The organism is Bacillus sp. URHA0034, assembly GCF_056280405.1.
Window position 1 is genome coordinate 3,010,014 of sequence record NZ_JBWCDK010000002.1, and the last position, 13,728, is coordinate 3,023,741.

Annotated in this window: 11 protein-coding genes; 10 read left to right on the top strand and 1 reads right to left on the bottom strand. The window is 41.8% G+C overall.

Annotation, left to right across the window (positions count from 1 at the left end; translation table 11 throughout):
• Positions 1-5: 5 nt before the first annotated feature.
• From ACZ9EE_RS16545 to ACZ9EE_RS16555, 3 genes are read left to right on the top strand one after another with little or no spacing between them, the layout of a single operon-like run.
• Positions 6-890: an ABC transporter ATP-binding protein gene (locus ACZ9EE_RS16545; protein WP_476028663.1), complete on the top strand. Its 885-nt coding sequence runs from the start codon at positions 6-8 to the stop codon at positions 888-890.
• 6 nt (positions 891-896) lie between these two features.
• Complete coding sequence (locus tag ACZ9EE_RS16550; RefSeq protein WP_476028665.1) at positions 897-1,694, top strand: ABC transporter permease subunit; 798 nt, start codon at positions 897-899, stop codon at positions 1,692-1,694.
• A 12-nt stretch (positions 1,695-1,706) separates the two neighbouring features.
• Positions 1,707-2,504 carry an ABC transporter permease subunit gene (locus tag ACZ9EE_RS16555; RefSeq protein WP_476028666.1) on the top strand — a complete coding sequence of 266 codons (798 nt, stop codon included), beginning with the start codon at positions 1,707-1,709 and terminating at the stop codon, positions 2,502-2,504.
• A gap of 76 nt (positions 2,505-2,580) precedes the next feature.
• Here the strand turns inward: ACZ9EE_RS16555 and ACZ9EE_RS16560 are convergent, their stop codons facing one another.
• Complete coding sequence (locus tag ACZ9EE_RS16560) at positions 2,581-3,276, bottom strand: hypothetical protein (protein ID WP_476028667.1); 696 nt, start codon at positions 3,274-3,276, stop codon at positions 2,581-2,583.
• 143 nt (positions 3,277-3,419) lie between these two features.
• Here ACZ9EE_RS16560 and ACZ9EE_RS16565 point away from each other — a divergent pair, with 143 nt between their 5' ends.
• From ACZ9EE_RS16565 to ACZ9EE_RS16595, 7 genes are all read left to right on the top strand, one after another.
• The gene (locus tag ACZ9EE_RS16565; protein WP_476028668.1) at positions 3,420-4,169 is read left to right on the top strand and encodes a gluconate 2-dehydrogenase subunit 3 family protein; all 750 of its coding nucleotides are present in this window, start codon (positions 3,420-3,422) and stop codon (positions 4,167-4,169) included.
• Between the two features lie 77 nt (positions 4,170-4,246).
• Positions 4,247-5,962, top strand: coding sequence for a GMC family oxidoreductase (locus ACZ9EE_RS16570; RefSeq protein ID WP_476028670.1), 1,716 nt, complete (start codon positions 4,247-4,249; stop codon positions 5,960-5,962).
• A gap of 71 nt (positions 5,963-6,033) precedes the next feature.
• On the top strand, positions 6,034-6,384 hold the full coding sequence (locus ACZ9EE_RS16575) for an ASCH domain-containing protein (protein WP_476028672.1): 351 nt from the start codon (positions 6,034-6,036) through the stop codon (positions 6,382-6,384).
• A 693-nt stretch (positions 6,385-7,077) separates the two neighbouring features.
• The gene (gene ltrA, locus ACZ9EE_RS16580; RefSeq protein WP_476025550.1) at positions 7,078-8,403 is read left to right on the top strand and encodes a group II intron reverse transcriptase/maturase; all 1,326 of its coding nucleotides are present in this window, start codon (positions 7,078-7,080) and stop codon (positions 8,401-8,403) included.
• A gap of 167 nt (positions 8,404-8,570) precedes the next feature.
• On the top strand, positions 8,571-10,304 hold the full coding sequence (locus ACZ9EE_RS16585; RefSeq protein ID WP_476028674.1) for an ABC transporter ATP-binding protein: 1,734 nt from the start codon (positions 8,571-8,573) through the stop codon (positions 10,302-10,304).
• Positions 10,305-12,152, top strand: a complete 1,848-nt coding sequence (locus ACZ9EE_RS16590; protein WP_476028676.1) for an ABC transporter ATP-binding protein — start codon at positions 10,305-10,307, stop codon at positions 12,150-12,152.
• A 163-nt stretch (positions 12,153-12,315) separates the two neighbouring features.
• Positions 12,316-13,521 (top strand): MFS transporter, encoded by a 1,206-nt coding sequence (locus ACZ9EE_RS16595; RefSeq protein WP_476028678.1) that lies wholly within the window; start codon positions 12,316-12,318, stop codon positions 13,519-13,521.
• The last annotated feature ends 207 nt before the right edge of the window (positions 13,522-13,728 follow it).

Genomic DNA, 13,728 nt, shown 5'->3' on the forward strand with positions numbered 1-13,728 from the left:
GATCCATGAATGTAATCGAGATTAACAACCTGACAAAGACTTACGGCAAGTCTAGAGGGATCACCGATATCAGCTTTCATGTTGAACAAGGTGAAATTTTTGGTTTCATCGGCCCGAATGGGGCGGGTAAATCAACGACGATCCGCACGCTGCTTTCATTGATTTATCCAACAAGCGGCAGTGCGACAATCTTTGGAAAAGACTGCATTCAGTTTGCCCCGGAAATTAAAAAGGACATTGGCTATCTGCCTTCGGAAGTCTTTTACTATGACAATATGAAGGTTAAAGAACTATTAAAATATTCCGCCAGCTTCTATAAGAAGGACTGCAGTAAGAGAATCAAAGAGTTAGCAACTATCATGGACCTTGATTTGAATAAAAAGATAGATGATCTCTCCCTGGGAAATAAAAAGAAGGTTGGCATCGTTCAAGGCCTGCTCCATGAACCAAAGTTAATCATACTCGATGAACCGACGAGCGGGCTGGATCCATTAATGCAGCAAAAATTCTTTGAGTTGCTGGAGGAGGAAAATCAAAAGGGCGCCACTATTCTTTTTTCGTCACACATTTTGAGTGAGGTTCAAAGATTATGCAATCGAGTGGCAATTATTAAAGAGGGCAAGATTGTTACGGTAGAAAAGATAAGTACCTTACAAGAAAACAATTATAAAAAGTTTAAGGTGGAAACGAAATCTGCCCTCTCCCCCGAATATTTCAAGATCATCGGTGTGAATAATTTGGAGGCTAAAGGTAATGTAATCAGCTTTCTATTCAAAGGAAATATCAATACCGTATTGAAAAAAATAGCCGAAATCGAAGTCGTCAATCTATGGATTGAGGAGCCTGATCTTGAGGAGATCTTTATGCATTATTATGAAAAGGAGGCCTAAGAATCTATGAATATATTTTTTCATGAGCTAAAGGCGTATCGGAAATCAACGATAATTTGGACCTTTTCGTTAATCATGGTGGCATTGCTGTTCCTATCCATGTTTCCCTCGTTTGCCAAAGATGCGGATCAGTTCAAAAAGTTATTAGCTGGCTACCCATTAGCGATGAGGAAGGCGATCGGACTTAATTTAGAAAATATATTTACAATTTTGGGATTCTACAGCTATTCCTTGACGTTCACAACCCTTTGTGCGGCGATTCAAGCAATGAATCTCGGTACTGGGATTGTCAGCAAAGAGGTGCGCGAAAAAACAGCTGATTTCCTGTTAACAAAGCCGGTGACTCGCACGCAGATTCTGACTAGTAAGTTATTGGCAACATTGACATCCCTATTGATTACCAATGTTGTCTATTTGATTACGGCCAATTTGATTGCATGGCAGGTTAAAACGGTCGATTTCAGTGTTAAAAAGTTTGTGTTACTGTCGGTGACGATGTTGTTTATTCAAGTAATCTTTCTAGCGATAGGCCTCATCATATCTGTCATCGTTCCAAAAATTAAGTCGATCCTTACGGTCTCACTAGCAACAGTCTTTGCGTTTTACTTTCTCGGTGTTTTTAGCGAGAATTCTGGTGATGATGTGAAACGGTATATCTCGCCATTTAAATACTTTGATAACACCTATATCATCAAACACGCAAGCTATGAGGGATCTTTTCTGAGTGCAGGTGCCGTTATTGTCGTTGCAGCGATTACGGCAAGTTATATGATTTATACGAAAAAAGATATTCATGCCGTTTAGGGGGATTCGAGAATGAATATATTTTTAAAAGAATTAACGTCTCATCGTAAATCACTCCTCTTTTGGTGCATTGGTGTGTTTCTAATGGTGTTATCCGGCATGAATAAATATGCTAATTTATATTCATCCCAGCAATCAATGAATGACGTAATGAAAGATATGCCAAAATCACTGCAGGTGGTCATGGGAGCCGGAAGCTTAGACTTATCAAAGGCGAGCGGTTATTATGGCATGCTGTTTATTTATTTACTATTAATGGCAACGATACATGCGGCGATGCTTGGCGCCGGGATTATTGCGAAAGAGGAGCGGGACAAAACATCCGAGTTCTTATTCGTGAAGCCTGTTTCAAGAACAAAGGTTATTACGGCAAAGTTGCTGGCAGCCTTGTTCAATATATTCGTTATTAATTTCGTCACACTAATGTCGTCGATTGCCCTGATGGCTAAATATAGCAAGGGTGAAAATGTAAATAGAGATATTATCATTTTGATGGTGGGGATGTTCATCTTGCAGCTGTTGTTTATGGTGATGGGCAGTGCAATTTCATCCTTAAAGAGGAAATCGAAGAAGGCTGCTTCCTTTTCAGCAGGTGTATTATTACTGACTTTTATTTTGTCCGTTGCGATTGATTTGAATGAAAGTATTAAAAACCTAAAGTACTTGAGCCCATTTAAATACTTTGAAGCGAAAAATGTGATGTATGGAGGCGGACTTGATCCCCTCTTTGTTGTTATTTCTTTCTTTTTAATCGCAGCCTTTGCAAGTGTAACCTATATTTATTATCAAAAAAGAGATCTAAACATTTAAAGACCGGGGATTTTCCTCCGGTCTTTTTACATAAAGTTTTGCCCAGCTCCAGTCCTGCGGAGCGCTTCTGCTTATCTTACTTTTCCCGGGCCATTTTAATCAGTGTGTTGATATCACTTGCCAGCGTTGTATAGTTTGTCTTGCTAGCTTTAATATTTGCTTTTATTCCATCAATCAACGGCATCGCTTTTGGATTGGTAATCGTTAAGATTTGGACCTGGCCGTCGAAGGCTTTGCTCATTAGATCTTTGGCTTTATCTAAGTTATCATCGGTATTTAGTTTTGACATGTCGATTCCATCAAGATTCCCTTTTCCAGAAGAACCTGATGTGTTGGTTAATACTTTTTGCTGCATTTCATCATATCGTGTTGAAGTCGTTTGTGCCCCCGCCCTTGCTAAGATAACGGTGTCGTCCAGAACAAATACTTTTATCCCGGGGATCCCTGCTCCGGAGAGTCTTGATTCTAGATGCGAGGAAATGCCTCCGTCATGCAGGCTTGAGCTTCCGATTAAGCTGTAAACATTCGTCCCCAGCCCATTCGTCGTTTGACCTTTGGCATTTGTTGTTCTTTTCTTGCCCCGGTCTACACTTGGAATCACATTTGGATTGTCAGTTGACCCGTGGACATGGCCATTTCCTTTTGTGTTTAATGTTTTGTCATGCAGATTTGCAGCATCCACCCGATGCTCCTCTTGCTGTGCTGAACATCCAGAAAGTACGAGAGAGGTAACAAGGATTGGCCCATAGAAATAATTCAACATTCTTCTCATTTTTTACGCCCTCCTTTTTTTATCATTCTCTCCTTTCCTTTTATAAGTATGAATGGTTTATTTTGGAACATAATAATGTCAAAGCATGGATATTGCTGTAATTATTGGATTGATATTAAAGAAATAATCTGGAGGTGTACACCATGGTTGAAGAAAACAACGAAAATCCAGAATCAGTATCTAGGAGGAATTTTCTCCGAAACGCAGGCTTTACAGTTGGTGGACTGGCTGTCGGCGGAATAGTGGGCAGCCTTATTCCGCGGAACAAAAAGGACAATACCAGTACTACAAAAGGTACCCAGACGAAAACAGAAGACTATAATCAAGCACTCATGTATTTTACACCGGAACAATTCCGTGTCATCGAGGCAGCAACAGAGCGGATTTTTCCAGAGGATGAGCATGGGCCAGGGGCAAAGGCACTTGGTGTTGCCTATTTTATCGATCATCAATTAGCAGGATATTGGGGCTTTAATGGTCGGGAATATATGCAGGCGCCCTTTTATCCAGGTGAGAAAGTCCAAGGATTTCAAGGCCGGTTAAAGCGCAGGGAAATTTTTGATATTGCAATCAGGGAAATACAAAACCACAGTATGGCTGTCTATAAGAAGGATTTCACTGAGCTCAAAGAAGATGAACAAGATGCCATCCTTACAGACTTTGAGGGAGATAAAGTGAATGTGACTACCATTTCTCCGAGCGGTTTCTTCCAAATGCTGAGAAGTGTCACGTTAGAAGGCGCCTATAGCGATCCATTATATGGAGGTAATTTACATATGGATGGCTGGAAGATGAAGAACTACCCAGGCAGCCAGATGGCGTATTCAGACATTATTGATAAAGATTTTAAGAAGATAGCGCCGCAAAGCCTAAAAAGCCACATGAATCACTGAAGCTAGCCCCTAGGTGAGTAGTTAGACACTAGAACAAACAAGGAATTGAAAATCCTTATAAAAAAGAAGGTGGAAGTATGGCGAGAAAACTGCCAAAAGTAGATGTGGTAATTGTGGGTGTTGGTTGGGCAGGTGGAATTATTGCCAAAGAACTGACCAAAAAGGGATTAAAGGTTGTAGGATTGGAAAGAGGCAAAGAGCGAAAAACAGAAGATTACTTTATGGTCCATGATGAGTTGCGCTATGCACTTCGCTATGAGCTTATGCAGGACCTGTCTAGAGAAACGATAACCTTCAGGGGCAATGAAAAAATACGTGCCCTCCCGATGCGTCAATATGGTTCGTTTTTGCTTGGTGATGGATTAGGCGGTTCTGGGGTTCATTGGAATGGGCAAACATTCCGGTTTTTGCCTTATGATTTTGAAATCTATAGTAAAACAGTTGAACGGTACGGGAAAAAGAAGATTCCGACCGACATGAATCTCCAGGATTGGGGAATTACATACGATCAATTGGAGCCATATTACGATCGTTTTGAGAAGACAGCAGGTATATCAGGAGAGGAAAATCCACTTGCCGGGAAGCGGTCCGATAAGTATCCGACCCCGCCTATGAAAAAGACACCTGCCATTCAGATGTTCGAAAAGGCAGTAAAAAATATGAAACTACATCCGTATATGATGCCATCGGCGAACCTGTCGGAATCCTATAAAAACCCAGATGGGATCCAGAGGGCGGCTTGTCAATATTGCGGTTATTGTGAGCGTTTTGGCTGTGAATACGGTGCAAAGGCAGATCCCGTTGTGACGGTCATACCTGTTGCCAACAAAACAGGGAACTTTGAAATCAGAACCCATTCCAATGTAAGAAGGATTTTAAAAACAGGTAACAAAGTTACCGGTGTCTTATATACAGATGTGACCACAGGCGAGGATATTGAGCAGCCAGCTGATATTGTCGTGCTAACTAGCTATGTTTTTAATAATATTCGTCTCCTCTTAATGTCTGGGGTCGGCAGACCATATGACCCTAATACAGGAACAGGCGTAATTGGAAAAAATTATGCCTACCAAGTCATAAAAGGAAATGCGATTGGATTTTTTGATAAAAAAGAATTTAATACCTTTGCCGGTGCAGGGTCACTGGGAATGGTGGTCGATGATTACAATGGTGACAATTTTGACCATAGTAACGTTAATTTCATTCATGGCGGAATGATTTCACTTGCACAAACAGGTTTAAGACCAATTCAAAATAACCCTGTTCCCGGAGGAAAACCAACCTGGGGTAAAGAATTCAAGGCCAATTCCGTTAAATATGCCAACCGCTTTTTATCGGTTACTTCTCAAGGTTCTTCTATGCCGTTTAAGCGTCACTACCTTGACCTTGACCCAACCTATAAGGATGCTTACGGCGATCCGCTTATTCGTATTACCTTTGACTTTGAAGAGCAAGACCGCCAAATGGCTAAATTCCTTGCAGGTAAATGTGAAGCGATCTTAAAGGAAATGGGTGCAGATCATATTGATACGATGAAGGAATTAGGCCCGTATGATATAACAACCTATCAATCCACCCATAATACTGGTGGTGTCATCATGGGGGCAGACCCAGCAACCTCTGCTGTAAATAATTATTTGCAAATGTGGGACGTGGATAACCTATTTGTCATCGGCGCCTCCGCATTCCCGCATAATTCCGGCTATAATCCGACCGATACAGTTGGAGCCTTAGCCTATCGCGCTGCAGAAGGAATTCTGAAATACCGTGATAAAGGCGGACAGGTAGTCTAAATGTGCTCTTAATGGATTTAACTATATATAAAGTGTTAATATGAATAAATCAAACAAAGGGAGAGAATCAAATGACAAACCAAAATGAAAACGCTGTACTACCACCAAAAACCTGTTCAATTGAACGGTTAATTACCGTAAAGGCCGATGTCGAGAAGGTTTTAGCGGGTGAAAAAACAGCCACACGCCGGAATGGCCGCTATGCCGATCCAGGCGAAATCATGACACTTGAAGGCCGTCAATTCGTTGTGGACAAGGTGTATTCACAGAGCTTGGGCGGGTTGACCGATGAGGATGCCCGCCGCGAGGGCTTCAGCACGGTAGAGGAATATAAGCAGTCGATCCTTGCCTATCATCCAGGGATGCCATGGCTGCCACAGATGCGTGTCTGGGTCCATGAATTCAGCCCGGTTCAAGATTAATCAGGGTAAACAGAAATAGTCCATTCTCCAATGGGCTATTTTGTGTGCGCTTGGCAGCGCATCGCTCTAATGGGTGAAAGTCCCTAACATGCCGTTGTGGCGGAAATGTATAGCTAACAGGTAGTGCGAGTATCGTGAGATTTCGTGCGGAGGACCTGAAGGCAAAGCTCGGAACAGGTGGCTGTAACCATTTTGGCTGATAAGATGGGATAACCCTGCGCAAAATGGGGACGTCCAATACCACACTGTATCTTATTAGTTATGAGGACTGGCTTCGAGTGAAAGGCGATGAACGTGACCCAAGGAGATCTCATCATCTCCACCGTAGGTGGTAACTCTTTTTCAAAGCCGCGAAGGACAAGAAATGGACTATGGAAGGTGAGAAGTCAGAGCAGGGGATAGTAGTGATTAAACTTGTTGGAAACGCCACAAAGACAAGTGACTTATCACAATGTTGATAAGGCAGACATTGACCCAAAAGGCAGTGAACTGATGCGAAGCCCGTCTGTCCATGGAAGATAAGCAATACGAACTTATCTACTCGTCATGTACTAAACAGAAGTCGATGAGGCAGAAAGCCGAAGAATCGAGACCGAAAGAAAGTAGGTTGTTTAGGGCGAAGTACTAATATTAAATATCAGCCATTGGTTTTACCTATTCAGTTGATAATGTATTGGGAAAGGAAACGAATGCATGAATGAAGCAATAGGAAAACGAAGCTTACGTGTAGTGGAGAATTCTAAAAAGAAACGCAAGTGGTACAGCTTAATGGACAAATTATGGAACTATCAAAACCTGGAACTAGCCTTTTATGACGTGAAGAAAAATCGCGGTTCACACGGAGTGGATAAAGTAACGATTAAAGAGTATGAAATAGAATTGGAACACAACTTAAGAGTGCTCCAAGAATCTCTGCGTTTAAAAACATATCGTGCAAAACCAGTCAGAAGAGTTTTCATTCCAAAAGCTGATGGTACAAAACGTCCACTAGGAATTCCAACAGTAGAAGACCGTATTCTCCAAGCCGCAACCAAAAGAATACTTGAACCAATCTTTGAACAGAAATTCTTAGACTGTAGTTTTGGATTTCGTCCGAACCGTAGTGCACATATGGCGATAGATAAAATCCGACAGGATTTGATGGATGGGTATAACTTTGTAATTGATGCGGATATAAAGACCTATTTTGATTCAATTCCTCATGATAAGCTTATCGATTTAATCAAAGAAGAAGTTGTGGACAGTAGCGTACTAGCATTAATAATGCAATTCCTAAAATCGGGAATCCTTGAAAACGGAAGTTTTTATGAAAGTGACACTGGGAGTCCTCAGGGTGGCGTAATCAGTCCATTATTAGCAAACATCTATCTGCATCCACTCGATGAAATGATGATGGAAAGAGGTCACCGTATTACAAGGTATGCGGATGACTTCGTCATCTGTTGCAAATCCCGAAAGGGTGCAGAAAGAGTACTAAGAACCGTAGTGAAGCTCTTAGAGGAAAAATTAGGTTTGAAAGTTCACCCTGACAAAACTAAAATTGTAGATAATTATGAAGAACCGTTTGTCTTCCTAGGTTACGTTTTCAAAAAAGGGTATTTCCATTCTCCATCAGACAAAGCAGTAAAGAAATTCAAGAAAAGTATCAAGGATGTAACGAGAAGAAACCTAACAGTTAATTTGGAAGAATTCGTCAAGAATCGAATAAACCCCATTGTTAGAGGATGGGGAAGATACTTTGGGGTTGGATTTTCAAAGACTTTATTTCAAAAGTTAGACTCATGGATTCGAAGAAGGCTTAGGATGATTCAGCTAAGAAGCTGGAGAAAAATAAGAAAGCTCCACAGGGAGCTTCGAAAAAGGAATTGGAAGGGCGACCTTCCGCGTCTTTCAATGACTAGATGGAGGAATTCTAAAACCGAACAAGTACATTTTGCGATTCCTAATGAAAGGTTTCGAGAAATTAAACTTGTTTTTCTTTTAGACATTTACAATGAACTACATCCTCAAAGGGGATAAAGTGGAGGAGCCGTATGCGATGACCCGCACGTACGGATCTGTGAGAGGCGCATGAAATTTTCATGCGCCTACTCTATTTTTTTCAATGCTTAAAAATTGTTTTATTCCGGTAAACGAAATTATAATAGCTTTATTATATTAATGTCGCCAAAGGGTTAGGTGAGAGTATGGAATTTTTATCAAAGTACATAAAGAAATATTGGAAGTCATTTAGCATCGCCGTACTATTTCTCACCTTTGAGGCAATAAGTGATTTGATGCAGCCAACCATTATGGCAAAAATCATCGATAAAGGTGTAGTAAACAGAGACATTCATTATGTGTTAAAAATGGGCGGATTGATGCTGTTGATTACGGCTATCGGTGCGATTAGTGCCTCTTCACGAAGCATAATAGCCAGTGTTGTCTCACAAAACTTTGGAACGGAATTGCGCTCCGATTTATTTAAAAAAGTTCAAACGCTTTCTTTTACAAATCTCGACAGGTTTAATCGCGCCTCGCTGATTACTCGTTTAACAAATGATGTCACACAAGTGCAGGTGTTTGTGAATGGGCTGATGCGAGTCTTTGTTAAGTCTCCTTTGCTTGCCATAGGGGGCCTTGTGATGGCCACACGGCTGAACTTGCACTTATCTGTTGTCTTAGCCGTGGTTGTTCCAATTGTGGCCATATTAATAGTCCTTAATCTCCGTCTCGGTTTTCCTCTCTTTTCTAAGGTTCAACAGGCTTTAGACCGCGTGAATTCCGTAATGAGGGAATATTTATCAGGGGTTCGTGTCGTCAAGGCCTTTAACCGCTTTGATGTTGAAATTGGAAAATTTGCCAAAGCAAATGACCAGTTTAAGGATCAATCCATCGCCGCAGGACGTCTGATGGCTACATTCAGCCCGGCAATCATGCTGACAGTAAATCTTGGCATTGTCGCCGTCCTATGGATGGGAGGCCTTGGGGTGGAATCAGGTGACATTCAGGTAGGTCATATCATTGCTTTTACCAACTATATGACGCAAATTCTTTTCTCCTTGATGATGATTTCGATGGTCTTTAATATGTTTGTCAGGGCTAGGGCATCCGCAGGGAGAATTAATGAAGTATTTTTACAAAAGAATGGTGCCTTAGAGGAAACGAAGGCGGTACCGCCGCATCATGGTCACGAAACAGGCAGAATTGACCTTGAAGATGTCACTTTCTCGTATGAAGGAACCAGTGGCGAGCCGATCTTAAAACATATTGATTTAACCATCCTCCCTGGAGAAATGGTGGGCATCATTGGCTCAACTGGTTCAGGAAAAAGTACCCTTGTTGGGTTAATTCCCCGTTTTTATGATGTGACAAGCGGGACCATTAAGGTAGATGGCCAAGATATTTCACAGCTTAATCCGCAAATATTAAGAGATCAAATCGCGATTGTACCACAAAAAAATATCTTATTTACTGGCACAGTAGCAGATAATATCCGCTGGGGGAAAGAAGACGCCACCGATGAAGAAGTCAGGATGGCCGCAGCGATTGCAGGTGCAGATGACTTTATCGCCGCCTCACCGGAGGGATATGAAACGAAAATTGGCCAGGGCGGTGTTAACTTTTCCGGCGGGCAGAAACAGCGGATTTCGATCGCCCGAGCCTTAGTGAAAAAGCCGAGCATTTTGATTTTGGATGATAGTACGAGTGCAGTCGACGTTGCCACCGAAGCAAAAATTAAGGCTGGTTTGAAAAAATACGCTAAAGGCCTAACCTGTCTCTTGATTGCCCAACGGATTACCTCGATTATCGATGCTGATAAAATCGTTGTTTTGGACCATGGGGAACTGGTAGGAGTGGGGACCCACCGCGAACTGCTTTCGGATTGCCGGGTTTATCAAGAAATCTATCAATCACAGATGGGCAAGGAGGTTTTGTAAATGTCAAAAGGAAATGAACAGACTGCCAATACACCTCCACCGCTAAGACCGGGCGGGGCCCAGCGTCTCCGCGGCCCTGTTGTCAAACCCAAGAATTTAAAAGGAACGTTGAAACGCTTATGGCAATATTTTGGCAATGAGAGAAAAATGCTGAGCTTAATCTTTTTCTTTATTATCGTGGATGCCGTTCTGATGCTCCTTGCTCCGTATTTAATCGGAAGAGCAGTTGATGCGATGAGCCTTAAACAGGGGAAGGTTGATTTCAATCTATTAGAAATAATGATTATTGTGCTGACCTGCGCATATGCAGCAGATGCTGCACTCACTTTTTTACAGGGCTGGCTGATGGTGGGTGTGGCACAAAGGGTAGTGAAGCGGCTGCGCGAGGCAATTTTTCGGAAACTGCAAAAGCTGCCTGTCTCTTTTTTTGATACCCGGACGCACGGGGAGCTCATGAGCCGTTTATCAAATGATGTAGATAATATCAGTAATACCATCTCCCAGTCTACGACACAACTAATGTCCGGCATGATTGTGATTGCTGGCTCTTTAATTATGATGATTATCCTAAGCCCGTTATTAACACTAGCTAGCTTAATTACAGTGCCGCTTGTTTTTTTACTGACCAAGACCATTGCTAAGCGCACGAGTGTGTTATTTAAGAATCAACAGGTAGAGCTCGGTAAATTAAATGGTCATATTGAGGAAACCATCTCAGGGATTGAGGTCGTTAAGGCGTTTAATCATGAAGATCAGGTGATTAAAGAGTTTGAATTGGTTAACACAAAGCTTCGTGATGTCGGCCTTAAGGCGCAAATCTGGTCGGGGTTTCTAATGCCGATTATGAATGTCATTAATAATTTTGGCTTTGCGATTGTGGCTGTTATTGGTGGGATTTTGGCAGTGAAAAGCCTGGTTACGGTTGGAGCCATTGCGAGCTTTATCACCTATTCACGCCAATTTGTCCGGCCGTTAAATGACCTTGCCAATATTTTTAATATCCTTCAGTCAGGTGTGGCAGGGGCAGAACGAGTTTTTGAAATCATTGATGAGCCCGAAGAAGTAGTGGATCCGCCGCAAGCGGTTGAATTGATCAATCCAAAAGGCCATGTTGTTTTTGAAAATGTTAGTTTTGGCTACCGCCCGGATGTCCCTATTATTAAGAATGTCAGCTTTGAAGCTCGAATTGGCAGCAGTACGGCTCTAGTTGGTCCAACAGGTGCTGGGAAAACAACGATCGTGAACCTGCTGACAAGATTCTACGATGTCACAGAGGGCAGAATCCTGCTCGATGGCCGTGATATTCGTGATTACACAAGGGATAGTTTGCGGAGATGTTTTGGGTTTGTCCTTCAAGATACGTATTTATTTTCTGGTACGATTAAAGAGAACATTAAATATGGCAAACCTGATTCCACGGATGAAGAGGTGGAGCAGGCAGCCCAAATGGCAAATGCGGATGTTTTTATCAGACGCCTTCCAAATAAATATGAAACGGTATTATCAGAAAATGGCGGAAATCTTAGCCAGGGACAACGTCAGCTTTTAGCGATTGCCAGGGTGATACTGGCACGACCTGCCTTGCTCATTTTAGATGAAGCCACCAGCAGCATTGATACAAGAACAGAGCTTCATATTCAGGAGGCACTGCTTAAATTAATGGAAGAACGGACTAGCTTTATCATAGCCCACCGTTTAAATACCATTCGTGATGCCGATATGATTATGGTCATCGACAATGGTCAAATTATCGAAAAGGGAAGCCATGAGGAATTAATGGAAGCCAAAGGCCGTTATGATCAGATGTTTTTTAATCAATTTAAAAATGTCGAAGGAGCACTTGATTAATAAGGTTACGGGAATGCACTGGTATTTGTGCATTCCTTTTTTGTGTGGATTATAATGACAGATGTCATGACAACTGGTAGAATACCTTATGTTTACTATTATTTTACCTAGATTAAAGGATTTTGGGGAATAATATACATACTTGTTACATAGGGGGATTATTATGAAAAATAAGAAAGAAATATCCACCCGGAAACTGCTCGGAATTGCCGGCATGGGCTGGATGTTTGACGCCCTGGATGTAGGGATGCTTAGCTTTATCATTGCAGCCTTGAAAGTGGAATGGGATTTAACGCCGGGAGAAATGGGTTGGATTGGCAGTATTAATTCGATCGGAATGGCCGTCGGAGCACTTATTTTTGGATTAATGGCTGATCGAATCGGCCGGAAAAATGTTTTTATCATTACCTTACTGTTATTTTCAGTAGGAAGCGGTGCGTCTGCACTTACCACCTCACTAGCAGCCTTTCTAGTCTTAAGGTTCTTTATTGGGGCGGGCTTGGGCGGTGAGCTTCCGGTTGCCTCTACCTTGGTCTCAGAAAGTGTTTCTGCTGAGAAGCGCGGCAGGATTGTTGTCTTACTCGAAAGTTTTTGGGCAGGCGGCTGGTTAGTGGCTGCGGTCATTTCGTATTTTATTATTCCGAGGTTTGGCTGGCAGGTTGCCCTGCTTATTAGTGCGATTCCAGCTCTATATGCCCTGTACTTGCGAATGGGGCTTCCCGATTCACCTCGGTTTACGGCAGTAAAAGATAAGCAGAAGACCACATTGGGTCAAAGTTTGCAGAAATTATTCTCTAAGGATTACGGACGGCAGACGGCAATGCTTTGGATCGTTTGGTTTTGCGTCGTGTTTTCCTACTACGGAATGTTTTTATGGCTTCCTAGCGTTATGGTCATGAAAGGATTCAGTCTAATCAAGAGCTTTCAGTACGTACTTATTATGACAATAGCCCAGCTGCCAGGTTATTTCACAGCAGCATGGTTTATTGAAAAAATCGGCCGGAAATTTGTTTTAGTAGTTTACTTAATTGGTACGGCCATAAGCGCCTATTTCTTCGGTACCGCAGACACTACGGCCATGTTGATGACGTCTGGAATTCTGTTATCATTCTTTAACCTCGGGGCCTGGGGCGGCTTGTATGCTTACTCGCCGGAACAGTATCCTACCATTATTCGCGGAACAGGGACAGGCTTTGCGGCCGCAGTAGGGCGGATTGGCGGTGTATTAGGTCCATTATTAGTAGGAAATCTGGTTGCTCAGCATGTAGCGATTTCTACCATCTTTATAATCTTTTGTATTTCGATTCTAATTGGTGCATTTGCAGTCTTTATTTTAGGTAAAGAAACGAAAAATAAAGAATTAGTATAATAATTATTGAGAAGGGATTCCAAAAATAGGAATCCCTTTTTCGTTGTAACGAACGTGTGATTATATTTAATCAAAATATTAAAAATAGATTGCTTTTGGGTTGAAAAAGTTATTCATTAGCACTTTATTGTAATAAAGCGATTTCCATTAGAAAACGTTTTAATTTTCTTATTCTTTTAATTATTTTAAAATAACTGTATAATAGTA

Coding starts and splice junctions, on each gene's coding strand:
- ACZ9EE_RS16545 (WP_476028663.1), top strand. CDS start 6: ATGAATGTAATCGAGATTAACAACCTGACAAAGACTTACGGCAAGTCT.
- ACZ9EE_RS16550 (WP_476028665.1), top strand. CDS start 897: ATGAATATATTTTTTCATGAGCTAAAGGCGTATCGGAAATCAACGATA.
- ACZ9EE_RS16555 (WP_476028666.1), top strand. CDS start 1,707: ATGAATATATTTTTAAAAGAATTAACGTCTCATCGTAAATCACTCCTC.
- ACZ9EE_RS16560 (WP_476028667.1), bottom strand. CDS start 3,276: ATGAGAAGAATGTTGAATTATTTCTATGGGCCAATCCTTGTTACCTCT.
- ACZ9EE_RS16565 (WP_476028668.1), top strand. CDS start 3,420: ATGGTTGAAGAAAACAACGAAAATCCAGAATCAGTATCTAGGAGGAAT.
- ACZ9EE_RS16570 (WP_476028670.1), top strand. CDS start 4,247: ATGGCGAGAAAACTGCCAAAAGTAGATGTGGTAATTGTGGGTGTTGGT.
- ACZ9EE_RS16575 (WP_476028672.1), top strand. CDS start 6,034: ATGACAAACCAAAATGAAAACGCTGTACTACCACCAAAAACCTGTTCA.
- ltrA (WP_476025550.1), top strand. CDS start 7,078: ATGAATGAAGCAATAGGAAAACGAAGCTTACGTGTAGTGGAGAATTCT.
- ACZ9EE_RS16585 (WP_476028674.1), top strand. CDS start 8,571: ATGGAATTTTTATCAAAGTACATAAAGAAATATTGGAAGTCATTTAGC.
- ACZ9EE_RS16590 (WP_476028676.1), top strand. CDS start 10,305: ATGTCAAAAGGAAATGAACAGACTGCCAATACACCTCCACCGCTAAGA.
- ACZ9EE_RS16595 (WP_476028678.1), top strand. CDS start 12,316: ATGAAAAATAAGAAAGAAATATCCACCCGGAAACTGCTCGGAATTGCC.